The organism is Methylosinus sp. shoA (genome assembly GCF_059718125.1).
In genome coordinates this window covers 4,222,038-4,237,029 of sequence record NZ_AP046091.1, presented here as the reverse complement: position 1 = coordinate 4,237,029, position 14,992 = coordinate 4,222,038, and the positions used below count along the sequence as shown (strand labels likewise).

Sequence of the window (14,992 nt, the reverse complement as noted above, 5' to 3'; positions counted from 1 at the left end):
ATGAAGCCGAAGTTGCGATCAGTTCGCCGCGGTCGGCGTCGCCACGATCCGCTCGCCGACGCGCTTCCAGTTGAGCCCGTCGAATAGAGCTTCGAATTGCACCCGGCTCAATTGCAGGACGCCGTCGCTGATCTGCGGCCAAGAAAAGCGGCTATCGCCGAGACGCTTGTAGACGAGCACGAGTCCGGTTCCGTCCCACAGCAAAATCTTCAAGCGATCCATTCGCTTCGAGCGGAACACGACGATGAGCCCGGAATGCGGATCGAGTCCGAGCTTGTTTTGCACGAGAGCGGCCAGCGCGTCATGCCCGCAGCGGAAATCGACGGGACGCACGGCGAGCACGATCCGCAACCCTTGCGACGGAATGATCACGCGCCGCGCTCCAGCGCCGTCATGATCTCGGCGATGCGCGTCGACGCGGTGTCCTGATCCAGCCGTAACACGACCTTGCCGACGACGATCTCGATCTTCGCATCGCTCTCGTTACGAACGGAGGGCTGCTCGAGCTCGATCTCCACGAACTCCGCGGGACCGTCGGTCACCAGCGCGAGCCGCCCGGTGCGCGCCTGGCGGCGCCACTGCGTCAATTGCTGCGCGCATATCCGATATTTGCGGGCCACGTCGGCGACGCGCGCTCCAGGCGCGAGACTCTCTCGTACGATCCGGCCCTTCAGCTCCTTCGACCACAGCCGATTGCCCGAACGTGAACGACGAAAATCCACACGTCCGACAAATCCTGCGCCAAAAGCCGTTTCGATCGTCGCATTCTCGTTCATCTTCGGATCCTTCCAGAGACATGGCTGTCCCTCAGAAGAATCTCACATCCGAAAATCCTTCCGAACCCGAAGAATCAATGGGGTCGCAACGGCGCTTACGAAGGAAATTGCCGTGGGAACGGTGATCACAGACCGCGTTCATCCCGACGGCAATCCCGAGTTCGTCAGTGCGATCGACGCTTTGATTCGCTGCGAACTGCCCGACGCCCGCGTAATGGCACCGGCGATCAACATGACGACTGTCGAACTCGTCCGCGAAAGCGGGCTGCCGCACTCCCTGCTTTGCTGGACGTTCTCGTGCCATAGGGAGACCGTTGGATGCGGGCGATGCCGAGGGTGCATCAAGACGTTGGAGACTTTCGCCGCGTTGGGCCTGAACACCGCTAGCTTGCAAGATTAATCCGCTTCTCCGGCTGTGCGTTTCCGACCCTGACCCGCGCCCTCTGCTGGAAGCGGATGCTGGAACCGCTTCCGGTGGAGTGGGAGCGGCAGAGAGGTCGATTTTTCACATTCTGACGGGTCGGGGTAGCACCTAGGCTAGCATTAGCAGGCGGACTCTGGCATTCTTTGCCAAACTTTAACCGAGGCGCCGCCGATGCCTGATGAAATTCTGACTTTGCCAGAAGTGGCGGGTCTGCTGAAGGTGGCGGAGAAGACCGTCTACACGATGGCGCAACGCGCGGAGATCCCAGCATTCAAAGTTAGAGGGCAATGGAGGTTCAAGCGGGTCGATCTGGACCGTTGGATTGAGGCACAAAAGGTCATCCAGAACCAGCCGACACAAGCGACTGACGCCAAGTCGTCGGAGGGAATGGTGAAAAATCGTGGGAGGCAGAATGATCACTGACTTCCACGCGAAGTATATTGCCCACGAACTCACCAAACGATGCGCCCCAGATAGTTCCGAGCGTTTAGCGGGGGCTGTCGCAGGCGCCCAGGTCGATTTGAACCCGCATCAGGTTGATGCGGCTCTGTTTGCCTTCGCGTCGCCCCTTTCAAAGGGTGCGCTGCTTGCCGATGAAGTCGGCCTTGGAAAGACGATCGAAGCCGGGCTTGTCATCTCCCAACGATGGGCGGAGCGGAAGCGCCGTATTCTGGTGATCGCGCCATCGAATTTGCGCAAGCAATGGCATCAGGAGTTGAACGAAAAGTTCCTGCTTCCTTGTATTATACTGGAATCGAAATCCTACAACCAATCCATCCGCGAGGGGAGCTTGCAGCCATTCGACGTCAAGGATGCGATCGTAATTTGCTCATATCAGTTCGCTCGGTCGAAAGCGTCGGACGTCCATAGGGTTCCCTGGGACTTGGTCGTCATCGACGAGGCTCACAGACTTAGAAATGTGTACAAGCCATCGAATGTGATTGCGAATACACTAAAAAATGCACTCGCCCAGAAAAATAAACTGCTCCTGACCGCAACTCCGCTCCAGAACTCACTCTTGGAGCTGTATGGCCTCGTCAGTTTCATTGATGAGCACGCTTTCGGCGATGTCAAAAGTTTCCGCGAGCAATTCGCAAACCCGGGTGACAAACGCAATTTCGAGGCGCTGAAGGAGCGTCTGAAGCCCATTTGCCACCGCACCCTTAGGCGCCAGGTAACCGCATACATCCCCTACACACGCCGTCTTCCCCTGGTCGAGGAATTCACACCGGCCGACGGTGAGAACCGCCTCTATCAGCTCGTCTCCGACTATCTGCAGCGTGACAATCTGCAGGCCTTGCCGTCCGGGCAACGCTCGCTGATGACGCTCGTTTTGCGGAAGCTCCTGGCATCCTCGACATTTGCGATCGCCGGCGCCTTGAACTCGATTTCGCAACGGCTGAAGGCGAAGTTGGACGCTCATCCGGTTGCGACACCTTTGGAGGAGAGGGAGCCCGCCGTTCCGCCGTTTTTGCCGTCTTTTCTGCCAATAAGCCATTGATGTTTACGAAATTGTCGCTATGGTCGATTTCGTAGTTATGGCATTAGGACGCGGAATTGGCGCAGAGGCTGCTCTCCGAAACGAGGATTCGGACCCTCGACAAGCCCGGAATTTATTCGGACGGTGACGGGTTGTTTTTGCGGGTCCGCAAGGGCGGCTCCAAACAATGGTTCTTCATCTTCCGTCGCGGGACCGTCCGCCGGGAACTCGGCCTCGGCGGCTATGGGCAGGGCACGGCGCCCGTGTCCCTGGCGCTCGCGCGGGAGAAGGCGCAGGCGATCCGGGAGAAGCTGGCGAGGGGGCTCGACCCGACCGCAGAGCGGAAGCCGCCGCGCGTCGTCACCTTCGCGCATTGCATGAACGAGTTGCTCGCGGCCAAATCATCGGAGTGGAAGAACGACAAGCATCGGGCGCAATGGGAGATGACGCTCCGGGAGTATGCGAAGCCGCTGCATGATCTCCCCGTCGCCGATATCGCGCTCGGCGACGTGAAGAGTTGTCTCTCCCCGCATTGGCAGGAACGGCCGGAGACAGCCGACAGACTGCGCGCTCGGATCCAGGCCGTCATAGACTACGCCATTGCTCACCAATGGCGCACGGCCGGCAATCCCGCCATCTGGCGGGGCCTGCTGGACAAGGTGATGCCGGGACGCAAGAAGCTCGAGCGCGGACATCACGCCGCGCTCGCCTATGCAGCCGTCCCGGCGATGATGGTGGCCTTGCGCCAGTCGAACGGCGTCTCGGCGCGCTGCGTCGAGTTCCTGGTTCTGACAGCTGCGCGAGCGGGCGAGGCCCGCGGCGCGACCTTCGCCGAAATCGACACAGAGGCTCGGACTTGGACGGTTCCGGCCGAGCGGATGAAATCGGCGCGCCCGCATGTTGTGCCGCTCTGCGACCGCGCGCTGGCGATCGTGGAGGCCATGCGCCAGCAGGCGACGGGAGAGCTGATCTTCGGAGGCGGCGTCGAGGGCCGGCCGATCTCGGACACTGCGATGACGAAGGCGCTGCGGCTCGCCTCACCCGATAAGGCGGCGACGCTGCACGGGATGCGCAGCGCCTTCCGCGATTGGTGCGGCGACAAGACAGATGCCGCACGGGAGACCGCCGAGGCGGCATTGGCGCATGTCGTCGGCGACAAGGCCGAGCAAGCCTATCGGCACGAGACGGCCGTGGCGAAGCGGCGGAAGCTGATGGAGGATTGGGAGTCCTACTGCTCGACCGTCCGGCCGGCGAATGTGGTCGCGATCGGGGGCGTGAGCTGATGAGCGAGGAAGATGACGACGGACAGCGCGTCAACGCTCTTGCGCGTCAAATCAGTCTGATTCGCGAGGCGGGCGCTAAAGATCGCGCGAAGCTAATGCTCGAATTGGAAGCAAAAGAGCGGCCTGTCGAGTCGCCAGTATCAATCGAGTCAGATGTGATGGCGCACAACCTCGGAGTGCAAAAGATTTATGAGAGTTTAGACGAAATGTGTAGGGTTATCGAGAGTCCTGAATTCGGCTCAATTGATAGCAAAATTGCGCTTTCCGGTCGCATAATGAGCATACAATTCTGGCTTGATATGAAGACACGTTGCAGAAGGCAGGCCGTATTCAAAAACAAGAAGCGCGAAGAAAACAACACTGCAGAGCATATGAGGGCTGCAAAGAAGATAAGAAGCGATATCGTGCAGGAAGCAATCAAGCATCATCTTGACGCATATCGGGCAGAACATAAGACCAAGGCGGGCGCTCCGGCAATTGCTAAACAAATTGTCAAGGCAGTGAATGCCGATCTATTTGAAAAGGGAATCGCGCGGCTCACGTGGCAAGCGGTCAGGGACCGCATCTACAAAGTCGACAAAAATGTCGGCGCTTAGAAGAGACGACACAATTTTTGTCGGGGCTTAAAAGAGCCGACCCGATCTCGGCGGGTGCTGTAGCAGAGCGCTCGAACATGCGCATGATTGGCAACCGTTCCACACGGGCGGCATAGACGACACAGCCGCTCACACACAGAGGAGCGGTAATGTCAGACGATCCTGTTCTCGTCTCGATGGCGGGCGCGTGCAAGCTCACCTCTTTGAGCCGTACGACGATCAATCTCAAGCGCGCGCGGGGAGAGTTCCCGCAAGCCGTCTCGCTCGGTGAACGACGCCTCGGATTCGTGCGTGCGGAGGTGCTGGCGTGGGTGGAGGCCCGCATCGCCGAGCGCGACGCGAAGAGGGTCGCGTGATGAGCGCGCGTGTCAAAATTCTCGCCGCGGCGCGGCGCATCTTCGGCGAGCCGGCCGAAGAAGAGTCGGGCCTTCCGCAGGTTCGCGCAGCGCGCGAGCGCGACCGGCTCGCGCGAGAGCGCGTCGAGTCGGGCGCCGACTATAGGCCGACGCGCGCGGAACGATTGGAGTTCCGGGCGTGGAAGCGCAGGGGGCGGCAATGACGGCGTTTCTCGCCCGCGTTCCCGCCCGAGCCGTCCTCGCGAAGCGCGACCATCGTGGCAAAGCATAACCGAACAGGCCGCTCCAAGGCTCACGACGCGCGCCACGTGCGCGTCTATGAGCAGATGGAGGCGACGCATGCTTGGCGCGGCCTGTCAGGGCTCGCCGTCAAGGCGTGGCTTGCTATCGGTTTCATGCACAATGGTCGAAACAACGGCGCTCTCGCTATCTCGGCGCGGGAGTTGGGCCGGCGCATCGGGGCGACACATCAAGGCGCGACGAAGATCATCCGCGAACTCGAGAACGCCGGCTTCCTGCGCGTGACGCGCGCGTCGGCGTTCCAGACGCGGCGAGCGGCAGAATATCGGCTCACGCATCTACCCAACGACATCACGGGCGAGCCGGCGACGCACGAATATCGCAGGATATGCGGCGCTGTGGATAACCCTGTGGAAAGCTCCGCTCGGCGGTCGGCGCACAGGCAACCACAGTTGCCTTAGTAGGCAACTCTCGTTGCCTGTATAGGCAACTGCGGTTGCCTGAGAGTATCCCAACAGGCAACTACAGTTGCCTGCTAAGGCGGGTTATGCACAGCCCCATAGGCAACTGTAGTTGCCACACTTAGTATAGCCAGTGTGAGCGCAGCGCGCAGCCCCGCAAGCGCAGCGCTGCGCTCACACGCGATCTGCGAGCGGAGCCTGATACGCTCGGCCATAAGAGCGGAGCGCGGTCGCGGCATGATATCCACAACTTCTTTGCGGCGCGTATGGGCGACATGGACGCCATTGACGACGCACGACGGCGCAGCCGCTGGAAATGACAGCCGCATGAGCTGGCGTCTGCCGGCCGATGCGCCACCATTACGACACAGAGCGCAGCGAGCGGTTCCAATGCCGGCGACTTTTTCGGCCCCTACGAACCGACATCCAACTTTTCTTTTCGCGCTCTCAGTCGATGGGCTGTTCATGACCGAGGCGGAAAAGGCGATCGCCTTCATCGAGCGTCTAACGGTCCCCACGGGGCCGTTGTCGGGTCAGCCGATCGCGCTGGCCCCCTATCAGCGCCAGTTCCTCGAGGGGGCGCTCGCCGAGGGCGTCACGATCGGCGTTCTTTCCGTCGCGCGCGGGGCCGGCAAGTCGGCGATCTCGGCGGGCGTGGCGCTCGGCCATCTGCTTGGCGAGATCGATCCGCAACCGCGCCGCGAATGCCTGATCGGCGCCCGAACGCGCGACCAGGCGCGCGTGGTGTGGGATTATATCGGCGGCTTGGCCCGCTCGCTGCCGGATGAGACGCAAAAGCGCCTGACGTTCCGCCGCGCGCCACGGCTCGAGATCGAGTTCGACGACGACACGGGGCCGCACATCGGGCGCGTCCTGCCAGCGGACGGCCGAACGGCGCTCGGCACTTCGCCGACGCTCTGCATCTGCGATGAGCGCGGCCATTGGGAGAAGGAGAAAGGCGACGCGCTCGAGCACGCGCTATTGTCTGGCGTCGGCAAGCGCGGTGGCCGGATGTTCCTCGTATCGACAAGCGCCAGCGACGACGCGCACGCTTTTTCGCGCTGGATCGATGAACCTCTCCCCGGTTCCTACGTCCAGGAGCATCGTGCGCCGGACGGCTGCGCGCCCGATGACATCGAGGCGATCAGGGCTGCGAATCCCGGCGCGGAGTTCGGCGTCGGAGCATCGCTGGAATGGCTCGAGGCGCAGGCGCGCCGAGCGGTCGCGCGTGGCGGGTCGGCGCTTACCGCGTGGCGCCTCTACAATCTCAATCAGCGCGTGGCCGACGAAAATCGGTCCGTCTTGCTGACCGCGGACCAGTGGTTGAGCTGCGAAAGTGATGACCTTTTCTTCGCGCCTCGCGAAGGTCCCGTCATTGTCGGGATCGACCTCGGCGGTTCCGCGTCCATGTCGGCGGCGGCTTTCTTCTGGCCGGCGACCGGCCGGCTCGAAGCAATCGCGCATTTTCCGACGAAGCCCTCGCTGATCGACCGCGGCCACACAGACGGCGTTTCGGGTCGCTACGTCGAGATGCACAATCGTGGCGAGCTGTTCGTGCTCGGCGAGGCGACCGTGCCAGTCGCCGCCTGGCTGTCGGATGTGATGCGCCATATCGAAGGCCAGCCGATCGGCGCGCTCGTCATGGATCGATTCAAGCAGAGCGAGCTCGCCGAGGCGATCAATCACGCCGGCGTCCGGGCGCCTCTGGTGTGGCGCGGTTTCGGCTGGAAGGATGGCAGCGAAGACATAGAGCGCTTCCGGCGCGCTGTTTTCGACGGACGGGTGAAAGCTCGCCAGTCCTTGCTATTGCGTTCGGCCTTCGCGGACGCAATCACGCTCGTCGATCCGGCCGGCAACCACAAGCTGGCGAAGGGCCGCTCGAATGGTCGCATCGACGCCGCTGCGGCGACATTGCTCGCCGTCGCCGAGGGCGCTCGCGCCACGGGGCGCGCGGCCAAGAAGTCGAGGGCTGCGGCATGGGTGTAGCAGGCCGCGCCGTCTATTCGAGCAAGCGTTGGGAGCGCGCACGATTTCTCGCGAAGCGCCGCGACGGATTTCGCTGCGTCGAATGTGGCTCGCGCGATCGGCTCGAGGTTCATCACGTCGAGCGTGTGCGCGATCGGCCCGACCTCGCATTCGATCTCTGCAATCTGAAGACGCTCTGCCGCGCATGTCATGCAGCCGAGACGGACAAGGAATTGGGCCGCGCGCCTAATGCTGCGCGATCTGCGTGGAAGCAAGCCGTCGCTGAACTCGCGCGGCCTGAAAAGAAGGACAAGGTGATATGCTCGAATCTGTGAAGATTGCGCGCCGACAGTCGGAAATCCGACAGGCGCTCGCGGCCGTCGTCGGCAAGGACGCGCCGAGCGAAGACGAGACGCGACAGATGGCTGCGCTCGACGCGGAATATCGTATCAATGAGACGCGCTACCGCGCCGCGCTGATCGCCGAGGATGCCGAGCGCCGCGACGCGAAGGACGATCTCGAGACGCGCGGCGAGCGCGAATATGCCGACCTCATGTCGCGCTTCGAACTTCGGCAGGTCGCGCTGCACCTGGATGAAGGCCGCATGCTCAATGGTCCGACCGCGGAGATCGTGTCCGAGCTGCGCAATCGCGGGGGCTATAGGGGCGTTCCGATTCCGTGGGCCGCGCTGGAGCAGCGCAGCGGCGAGACGGTCGCGAGCGGCACGCCGAATCCGATGCGAACCGCGCCGATCATCGATCGCTTGTTCGCGCAATCCGCCGCCGCGCGTATGGGCGCGAGCATGATCGCCATCGACTCCGGCGATGTCGAGTATCCCGTCACCACCTCGAGCGTCGCGGCGGCGTGGGCGTCGAGCGAGACGGGCGCCGTCGGTGGCCCGACAGCCTATGCCACGACCGACAGGCCGATGACGCCCGCGAACACGTTGGGCGTCACGATGAAGCTGACGCGCAAGGCGATGAAGCAGACGGGCGACTCGCTCGAGCAGGCCGTGCGGCGCGATATGAACGGCGCCATCGGCGAGGCGATGGACAAGGCCGTCTTTCTCGGCGCCGGTTCGTCTGGCGAGCCGGCGGGCGTGCTAGTGGGTTCCTACAGCATCACATCGACGTCGATCGCAGCGGCGGCGTCATGGGCGGCGTTTCGCGGCGCGCTCAAGCGGTTCTTGATCGCCAATGCCGCAAGCTCACCGGCGGACGCGCGGCTGCTGCTCCGTCCCGAGGTGTGGGACGCGATGGACGGCGCGCTGATCGAAGGGACGGCGGTGTCGGAGATGGACCGGCTGCTGAAGTCGATTCCAGTGAACAACATCGTGATGTCGTCGAATGCGCTCGCGGCGCCGACCGGCTCGCCGGCGGCTTCTAAAGCGCTTCTCACGACGAACGCCGGCGGCGTCGCGCCGATCTTCGTCGGCGCATGGGGAGCGATCGATCTCATTCGCGACCCCTACAGCGACGCCGCATCGGGCGGCTTGCGTCTCACGGCGCTCGCCACGATGGACGTGACCATTGCGCGGCCGGCACAGCTGCAAATCCTGACCGGGATTCAGTGATGGAACGGCGCGCGCTTCAAATCGAGCTTCGCGCGTCGGGCAATCCCCGACGCCTCGAGGGCTACGCCGCGACCTTCGACAGTGAGGCGCGCGTCGGCGACTTCTTCGAGACGATTCGCGCCGGCGCGTTCAAGGCGACGCTTGCCAGCGGCGCCGATGTGCTGGCCCTGGTCGATCACGATCCGACGCGCGTTCTCGGCCGGACACGAAGCGGAACGCTGCGCCTGGCGGAAGATACGCGCGGTCTCGCATTTTCTCTCGACCTGCCGGACACACAGGCCGCGCGCGACGTGCTGGCGCTCGCCGAGCGTGGCGATGTCGGCGGCATGTCTTTCGGCTTCACGGCAACAGGCGAGCATTGGAATGGCAATCGTCGCGAGCTGCGCGCCGTCGAGCTGCGCGAAATATCGATCGTGCAGAGCTGGCCGGCTTACTCGCAAACGAGCGTCGAGGCGCGCTCGAAACGCGCTCCGGCATGGAACGCATTCGATAGATGGAGATGAGCTTGGCGACGACGATCAAGCAGACAGAGGCGGCGCCCGAGAGCTATGCCGCCTCGCCGAGCGGCCGCCTCGCCGAGCGGCCTGTCCGCTGCGGCGGCGGCGCTGGCGCCGGCGCTGATCTGGGGCCGCCTGGAAGGCTATTGCGGCTTTCGCTGGTCGCAACGCGCCGTCGTATGGATCGCCGAAGGCGGCGGCGTTTGGCTCCCGCCGCTCGCGCCCGCGACGATCGACTCGATCGAGCGATGGGAGTCCGGCGCATGGGTGGAAGATGCGACCCTCTGCGCTTCGCCCCTGGGCGGCTACATGCTGCGCGTGGCGACCTATCGGTTCACGGGAACCGCCGGGCCGGCGACGCCAGCCGCGCCCGCGCTCGTCTCCGAAGCCTATAAGAGGCTCGCCGAATATCTCGCCGCGGCGACCTCGAATGCGAAGCCTGGCTTGCGCGAGCGCAGCGTCGACGGCGTCTATTCTGCGAGCTACGACGCCTCGGCCATTACGCGCGCCATGGAGCGCAGCGGCGCCGGCGATCTTCTGCGCCCCTATCGGAGGGCCGCTTGATGGCATGGCGCTGGCCTTGGAAGAAGACGGAGAAGCGCAGCGCGTCGAGCGGTTTCACCGCGGAAGTGATGGCGGCGCGCGAGTCCTATATCTCGGGCCGCAGCGGCGTCGCTGAATTGACCGCGACGGCGCAGTCATGTGTGAGCTTGTGGGAGGGAGGGCTCGGTCTCGCCGATGTCGCCGGCGCGCCGCTGATCGATCGCCGTTCCCTGGCGCTGATCGGGCGCTCGCTCGCCTTGCGCGGTGAGGCGGTGTTTCTGATCCGGGACCGGCTCGTTCCCTGTCGCGACTGGGATCTTCGGACGCGCAACGGAATCCCGACCGCCTACCGAGTTTTCATATCCGAAGCCGGCGGCGGCCGAACGGAGACGGCGCTCGCCGCAGAAGTGCTGCATATCCGCACCGGGGCCGATACGTCGACCCCGTGGCTCGGATCGGCGCCGCTGCGGCGATCGGCGCTGACGGCGGGCCTGTTGCAGACAATCGAGGCGGCATTGTCCGATGTCTATGAGAACGCGCCGCTCGGCTCGCAGATTGTCCCTTTCCCAGAGGCGCAAGATGTCGACCTCGAAACCCTCGGGCGAGGCTTCCGCGGCCGGCGCGGGCGTGTGCTGCTACGTGAGTCTGTGAACGTCCAGGCCGCAGGCGGGCCGGCGCCGGCGAGCGACTGGAAGCCGCAGGACGTGACGCCCGACATCTCCAAGGCCATGACGACCGAGACGCTGGACGCGGCGCGCAACGCGATCTGCGGCGCCTTCGGCGTGTTGCCGGGCCTTTTCCACCACCAGACCACCGGGCCGATGGTTCGCGAATCGCAACGGCACCTCGCCGCCTGGACGCTGCAGCCGATCGCCGAGCTCATCGCGGAAGAAGCGAGCGCAAAGCTCGGGGGCGAGGTCAAGCTCGACGTGTTGCGCCCGACGCAGGCCTTCGACGCCGGCGGCGCGGCGCGCGCGCTCTCGACGCTGGTCCGGGCGATGACGGACGCCAAAGAGGCCGGACTCCCGCCCGAGGCGCTGGCGGCGGCCTATCGCCGGCTCGACTGGGAATCGTGATGCAGGAGCGCCGATATGCTGATGGTGACGCCCGCCGCGCTGCTGCGGCTGCGATCCGAACCACGCGCCCCGGTCACGCTGGCGCCCATTCGCCTGGCGCCGGCGAAAAAGCTTCCGCGCCATCGGCGCGAGGCAATCATCGATTTGCTCTCACGGATGATGCGCGAGGCCGAGCCGACCGCCTTCGCCCTCGAGGGGCCGGCGCGGGCAGCGATCCGCGTTCGGCTGTGTGAAGCATCCTGGTCCTGGGGCCAAGCCGACGCAGCGGCGGCCGAGGCCGTTCAAGCAGCCCTGGCCCGCAGCGGGGCGAAGCGCCCGGACTGGAAGCAGGGACAGCCGGAATACACGCAAGACGGTCATGTCCCACAGACGCGCGAGCGCTGCGCACGCTGCGCCAAGCCGCTGCCAGAAAACAAATTTCGCTATTGCGGCGCGATCTGCGCCAAGGCCGCGAAGCTCGACCAAAAACAGAGGCAGGACAAGGATGAGCGCTACGCAAAGCACAAAATCTACATGGCTGCCTGGACTGAAAAGCAGCCGGCGCGGGAATGCCAGCTTTGTGGAAAAGCCTTCAAGCCGAGACTCCACCGGCAAAAATATTGCTCGACGCTCTGCGGCCGAGAAGCTGGAGGATTTGCCAGGAGAAAAGTGCGCATGGTGTAAGAAGAGCTTTGAGCCTGTCAGCATCATGAATATCTATTGCAGCAAGGAATGCTGCTATGCGGGACAACAGGAAGAGGACAAGAGATGGCGCGCTGAGGACCGCGCCGCGCTGATCTGCGTCGAGTGCCGGGCGCCGATTGTGGGCGCGAAGAAGGCCTCTGCCAAGCTCTGCGCCGCCTGCCGGCGTAAACATCGCCTCGCCAACTGCAAAGCGAACCGGGAGAGGACCAAGGTCGGGACGAATGGCCGGCGGGGGCGGAATCAGTTCTCTGCCTGAGTTATGGCGCCAGCTATGTCTCGGCCAAAAATTACGCCTAAATAGTTGATTTTATTGATCGTCTGGCGGAGAGGGAGGGATTCGAACCCCCGATACAGTTGCCCGTATGCCGCATTTCGAGTGCGGTGCTTTCAACCACTCAGCCACCTCTCCGGAGGCTGGCGAAGGCGCGCCTTCGCCGGGGCTACGCCAGATAGCACGCGTCCGCGTGCGCGATCAAGGCCGGGCCGCCGCAGACCCAGGGCGATCGGGTGAAGAAGTAGGTGACAGATCGCTTTCGTGCTGAATCAGTCGACCTCCTGTGGTTCGGGCAGGAGGTCAGGTCGATGGACGAGAGCGGGTCGGATTGCGCGGCTTTGGCCGAGACGACGGTGCTCCTGCACTATTTCAACGACATGCCGGACGAACGGCAGCCCGGCAAGGTGATGTATCCGCTCGACGAGATCTTGCTCTTGTGCCTGCTCGCCGTGCTGGCCGGGGCGGAGGCCTTCACCGACATCGCGCAGTTCGGCGAGAAGAAGCTCGATCTTTTGCGTCGCTTCCGGCCTTTCAAAAACGGCACGCCGGCGCATGATCACCTCGGCGACATCTTCGCCACGCTCGACGCCGAGGCGTTCCAGCGCTGCTTTGTCGCCTGGACCGCCGCGCTGACCAAGGCGCCCGCCGATGTCATCGCCATCGACGGCAAGACCTCGCGCCGGTCCTATCAGAAGAAGGGTGCGAAGGAGCCGATCCACATGGTCTCCGCCTTCGCCGCCAGGCAACGTCTCGTCATGGGGCAGGTCGCCGTGGCGGAAAAATCCAACGAGATCGTCGCCATTCCCGCGCTCTTGGACATGATGGCCATCGAAGGCGCCGTCGTGACCATCGACGCCATGGGCTGTCAGCGCGCCATCGCCAAGAAGATCAAGGACAAGAAGGCCGATTACATCATAGCGCTCAAAGGCAATCAGGGAACGCTCCACGAAGACGTGAAGCTGTTCGCCGCCGAGCAGAAAGCCAATGGATTCGAGGACGCCACGGTCAGCCGTCACGAAACGCTCGACGGCGAGCACGGCCGCATCGAAACGCGTCGCTATACGGCGTTCCACGACATCGGTTGGCTGAAAGAGAGACACGATTGGCCGGGGCTCGAAGGCGTGGTCCTCGAAGGCGTGGTCATGGTCGAGAGCCGGCGTGAGATCGACGGCGAGACACGCAGGAAACGAGATTCTACATCACCTCGCTGATGCTCCCCGCCGATGTAGTCGGCCCGATGATCCGCGACCATTGGACGATCGAGAACAGCCTGCATTGGGTCATGGACATGGTCTTCCGCGACGACGAATGCCGCGTGCGAATGAACCGCCCCGGGTATGCCGGAGGCCCCAACTCTTGAGAGACTGGGGTCATGGAAGCAAAGAAGACGACGAACAAATTTTCATCTGAGGTCCGCGAACGGGCGGTGCGGATGGTTCAGGAGCATCGCGGCGAATATCCGTCGGAATGAGCGGCGCTGAACTCGATCGCCTCGAAGTTCGGCTGCACCGGGGAGACGCTGCGCAGTGGGTCCGGCAAGGGGAGCGCGACGCCGGATCGCGCGCCGGTCTGACGACCGACGAAGGGGCGCGCTTAAAGGCGCTGGAGCGGGAGAACCGCGAACTCCGGCAGGCCAACGAGATTTTGCGCAAGGCGTCGGCCTATTTTGCCCAGGCGGAGCTCGACCGCCGGTCGAAGCCATGATCGCCTTCATCGACGAGAACCGCGACAGCTACGGGGTCGAGCCGATCTGCGAGGTCTTGCCGATCGCCCCGTCCAGCTATCGGGCGCATGCGGCGCAGCGGCGTGATCCCTCGAAGCGCTCAGTGCGGGCGCGGCGCGACGCCGGGCTCACCGAGAAGATCCGCCGCGTTTTCGCGGAGAATTTTTCGGTCTACGGCGCCCGAAAGGTGTGGCGGCAATTGCGGCGCGAGGGCGAGGATGTCGCGCGCTGCACGGTGGAGCGGCTGATGCGGCGCATGGGCTTGCAGGGCGTCGTGCGCGGCAAGGCGATCAAGACGACGGTGAGCGACAAGAAGACGCTTTGCCCGCAAGACAAGGTGAACCGGCAGTTTGCGGCGGATCGGCCGAACCGGCTGTGGGTGGCGGACTTCACCTATGTCGCGACCTGGCAGGGCTTTGTCTATGTGGCCTTCGTCATCGATGTCTTTGCTCGGCGGATCGTCGGCTGGCGTGTCTCGCGTTCGGCGAAGACGCCCTTCGTGTTCGACGCGCTCGAACAGGCGCTGCATGATCGCCGGCCTGTTCGCGGCGGTCTCGTGCATCACTCGGACCGAGGCGTGCAATATGTCTCTATAAAATACACGGAGCGCCTCGCCGACGCTGGCGTCGAGCCGGCCGTCGGCAGCGTCGGCGACTCTTACGACAATGCGCTCGCCGAAACGATCAACGGGCTCTACAAGGCCGAGGTGATCTGGCGATGCGGACCGTGGCGCAGCCTCGAGCAGGTCGAGTTCGCCACGCTCGAATGGGTGGACTGGTTCAACAACAAGAGACTGCTGGAGCCGATCGGAAACATCCCCCCGGCCGAAGCCGAAGCGCGCTACTATGCGCAGATCAAAGAGCACGCCATGGCGGCGTGGCTCAAACAAAACGGCCTCCGGCAAACCCGGGGCGGTTCAAAACGTAAGGCGTGATGCGGAGAAGGACGCGGCGCTTCGCGCCCTTGGCTGGCGAGTGCTCGTGGTTTGGGGATGCGAAGTCGCGACGGAGGATGGTGTGGTGTTACCGCGACCGTTGGCCT

Annotated in this window: 18 protein-coding genes, 1 tRNA gene, 1 pseudogene and 1 other annotated feature; of the genes and pseudogenes, 17 read left to right on the top strand and 3 right to left on the bottom strand. The window is 63.8% G+C overall.

Features of this window, described 5'->3' with window-relative positions:
* Positions 1 to 18: 18 nt before the first annotated feature.
* Both tnpB and tnpA read right to left on the bottom strand, forming a co-directional pair.
* Entirely contained in the window at positions 19 to 372 is a 354-nt protein-coding gene (gene tnpB, locus AC6IW9_RS19845; protein ID WP_497763765.1) for an IS66 family insertion sequence element accessory protein TnpB, read from the bottom strand.
* The gene (gene tnpA, locus AC6IW9_RS19840; RefSeq protein ID WP_497763764.1) at positions 369 to 776 is read right to left on the bottom strand and encodes an IS66-like element accessory protein TnpA; all 408 of its coding nucleotides are present in this window, start codon (positions 774 to 776) and stop codon (positions 369 to 371) included. Before tnpA ends, tnpB begins: the two co-directional genes overlap by 4 nt.
* Positions 777 to 888: 112 nt before the next feature.
* Here tnpA and AC6IW9_RS19835 point away from each other — a divergent pair, with 112 nt between their 5' ends.
* The 15 genes from AC6IW9_RS19835 (at position 889) to AC6IW9_RS19765 (ending at position 11,933) form a co-directional block, all read left to right on the top strand.
* Positions 889 to 1,176 (top strand): 7-cyano-7-deazaguanine synthase, encoded by a 288-nt coding sequence (locus tag AC6IW9_RS19835; protein WP_497766557.1) that lies wholly within the window; start codon positions 889 to 891, stop codon positions 1,174 to 1,176.
* 195 nt (positions 1,177 to 1,371) lie between these two features.
* Positions 1,372 to 1,623 carry a methylation-associated defense system helix-turn-helix domain-containing protein MAD1 gene (gene mads1, locus AC6IW9_RS19830; RefSeq protein WP_497766555.1) on the top strand — a complete coding sequence of 84 codons (252 nt, stop codon included), beginning with the start codon at positions 1,372 to 1,374 and terminating at the stop codon, positions 1,621 to 1,623.
* Complete coding sequence (locus tag AC6IW9_RS19825; RefSeq protein ID WP_497766553.1) at positions 1,613 to 2,701, top strand: DEAD/DEAH box helicase; 1,089 nt, start codon at positions 1,613 to 1,615, stop codon at positions 2,699 to 2,701. The genes mads1 and AC6IW9_RS19825 overlap by 11 nt, the downstream gene beginning before the upstream one ends.
* Positions 2,702 to 2,757: 56 nt before the next feature.
* Positions 2,758 to 3,963, top strand: a complete 1,206-nt coding sequence (locus tag AC6IW9_RS19820; RefSeq protein ID WP_497766551.1) for a tyrosine-type recombinase/integrase — start codon at positions 2,758 to 2,760, stop codon at positions 3,961 to 3,963.
* Positions 3,963 to 4,559, top strand: a complete 597-nt coding sequence (locus AC6IW9_RS19815) for a hypothetical protein (RefSeq protein ID WP_497766549.1) — start codon at positions 3,963 to 3,965, stop codon at positions 4,557 to 4,559. Before AC6IW9_RS19820 ends, AC6IW9_RS19815 begins: the two co-directional genes overlap by 1 nt.
* Positions 4,560 to 4,708: 149 nt before the next feature.
* Positions 4,709 to 4,915 carry a helix-turn-helix transcriptional regulator gene (locus AC6IW9_RS19810; protein WP_497766547.1) on the top strand — a complete coding sequence of 69 codons (207 nt, stop codon included), beginning with the start codon at positions 4,709 to 4,711 and terminating at the stop codon, positions 4,913 to 4,915.
* Positions 4,915 to 5,118, top strand: a complete 204-nt coding sequence (locus AC6IW9_RS19805) for a hypothetical protein (RefSeq protein WP_497766544.1) — start codon at positions 4,915 to 4,917, stop codon at positions 5,116 to 5,118. The genes AC6IW9_RS19810 and AC6IW9_RS19805 overlap by 1 nt, the downstream gene beginning before the upstream one ends.
* A gap of 54 nt (positions 5,119 to 5,172) precedes the next feature.
* Entirely contained in the window at positions 5,173 to 5,616 is a 444-nt protein-coding gene (locus tag AC6IW9_RS19800) for a MarR family transcriptional regulator (protein ID WP_497766542.1), read from the top strand.
* Positions 5,617 to 6,081: 465 nt separating this feature from the next.
* Positions 6,082 to 7,602, top strand: coding sequence for a terminase TerL endonuclease subunit (locus AC6IW9_RS19795; protein WP_497766540.1), 1,521 nt, complete (start codon positions 6,082 to 6,084; stop codon positions 7,600 to 7,602).
* Positions 7,593 to 7,916, top strand: coding sequence for an HNH endonuclease (locus tag AC6IW9_RS19790; protein WP_497766538.1), 324 nt, complete (start codon positions 7,593 to 7,595; stop codon positions 7,914 to 7,916). Before AC6IW9_RS19795 ends, AC6IW9_RS19790 begins: the two co-directional genes overlap by 10 nt.
* On the top strand, positions 7,901 to 9,154 hold the full coding sequence (locus tag AC6IW9_RS19785) for a phage major capsid protein (RefSeq protein WP_497766536.1): 1,254 nt from the start codon (positions 7,901 to 7,903) through the stop codon (positions 9,152 to 9,154). Before AC6IW9_RS19790 ends, AC6IW9_RS19785 begins: the two co-directional genes overlap by 16 nt.
* Positions 9,154 to 9,657 carry an HK97 family phage prohead protease gene (locus tag AC6IW9_RS19780; protein WP_497766534.1) on the top strand — a complete coding sequence of 168 codons (504 nt, stop codon included), beginning with the start codon at positions 9,154 to 9,156 and terminating at the stop codon, positions 9,655 to 9,657. The genes AC6IW9_RS19785 and AC6IW9_RS19780 overlap by 1 nt, the downstream gene beginning before the upstream one ends.
* A gap of 45 nt (positions 9,658 to 9,702) precedes the next feature.
* Positions 9,703 to 10,215, top strand: a complete 513-nt coding sequence (locus AC6IW9_RS19775; protein ID WP_497766532.1) for a hypothetical protein — start codon at positions 9,703 to 9,705, stop codon at positions 10,213 to 10,215.
* Positions 10,215 to 11,270 carry a phage portal protein gene (locus AC6IW9_RS19770; RefSeq protein ID WP_497766530.1) on the top strand — a complete coding sequence of 352 codons (1,056 nt, stop codon included), beginning with the start codon at positions 10,215 to 10,217 and terminating at the stop codon, positions 11,268 to 11,270. Before AC6IW9_RS19775 ends, AC6IW9_RS19770 begins: the two co-directional genes overlap by 1 nt.
* A gap of 156 nt (positions 11,271 to 11,426) precedes the next feature.
* Positions 11,427 to 11,933 (top strand): hypothetical protein, encoded by a 507-nt coding sequence (locus AC6IW9_RS19765; protein WP_497766528.1) that lies wholly within the window; start codon positions 11,427 to 11,429, stop codon positions 11,931 to 11,933.
* A 340-nt stretch (positions 11,934 to 12,273) separates the two neighbouring features.
* Here the strand turns inward: AC6IW9_RS19765 and AC6IW9_RS19760 are convergent.
* Positions 12,274 to 12,363: transfer RNA gene (locus AC6IW9_RS19760), tRNA-Ser, on the bottom strand.
* 173 nt (positions 12,364 to 12,536) lie between these two features.
* Here AC6IW9_RS19760 and AC6IW9_RS19755 point away from each other — a divergent pair.
* Positions 12,537 to 13,439: an ISAs1 family transposase gene (locus tag AC6IW9_RS19755; RefSeq protein ID WP_497766526.1), complete on the top strand. Its 903-nt coding sequence runs from the start codon at positions 12,537 to 12,539 to the stop codon at positions 13,437 to 13,439.
* A 266-nt stretch (positions 13,440 to 13,705) separates the two neighbouring features.
* Positions 13,706 to 14,885: pseudogene (locus AC6IW9_RS19750) on the top strand (IS3 family transposase).
* Positions 13,887 to 14,003 (top strand) — a sequence feature (AL1L pseudoknot). (Overlaps the previous pseudogene by 117 nt.)
* Positions 14,886 to 14,992 lie beyond the last annotated feature (107 nt).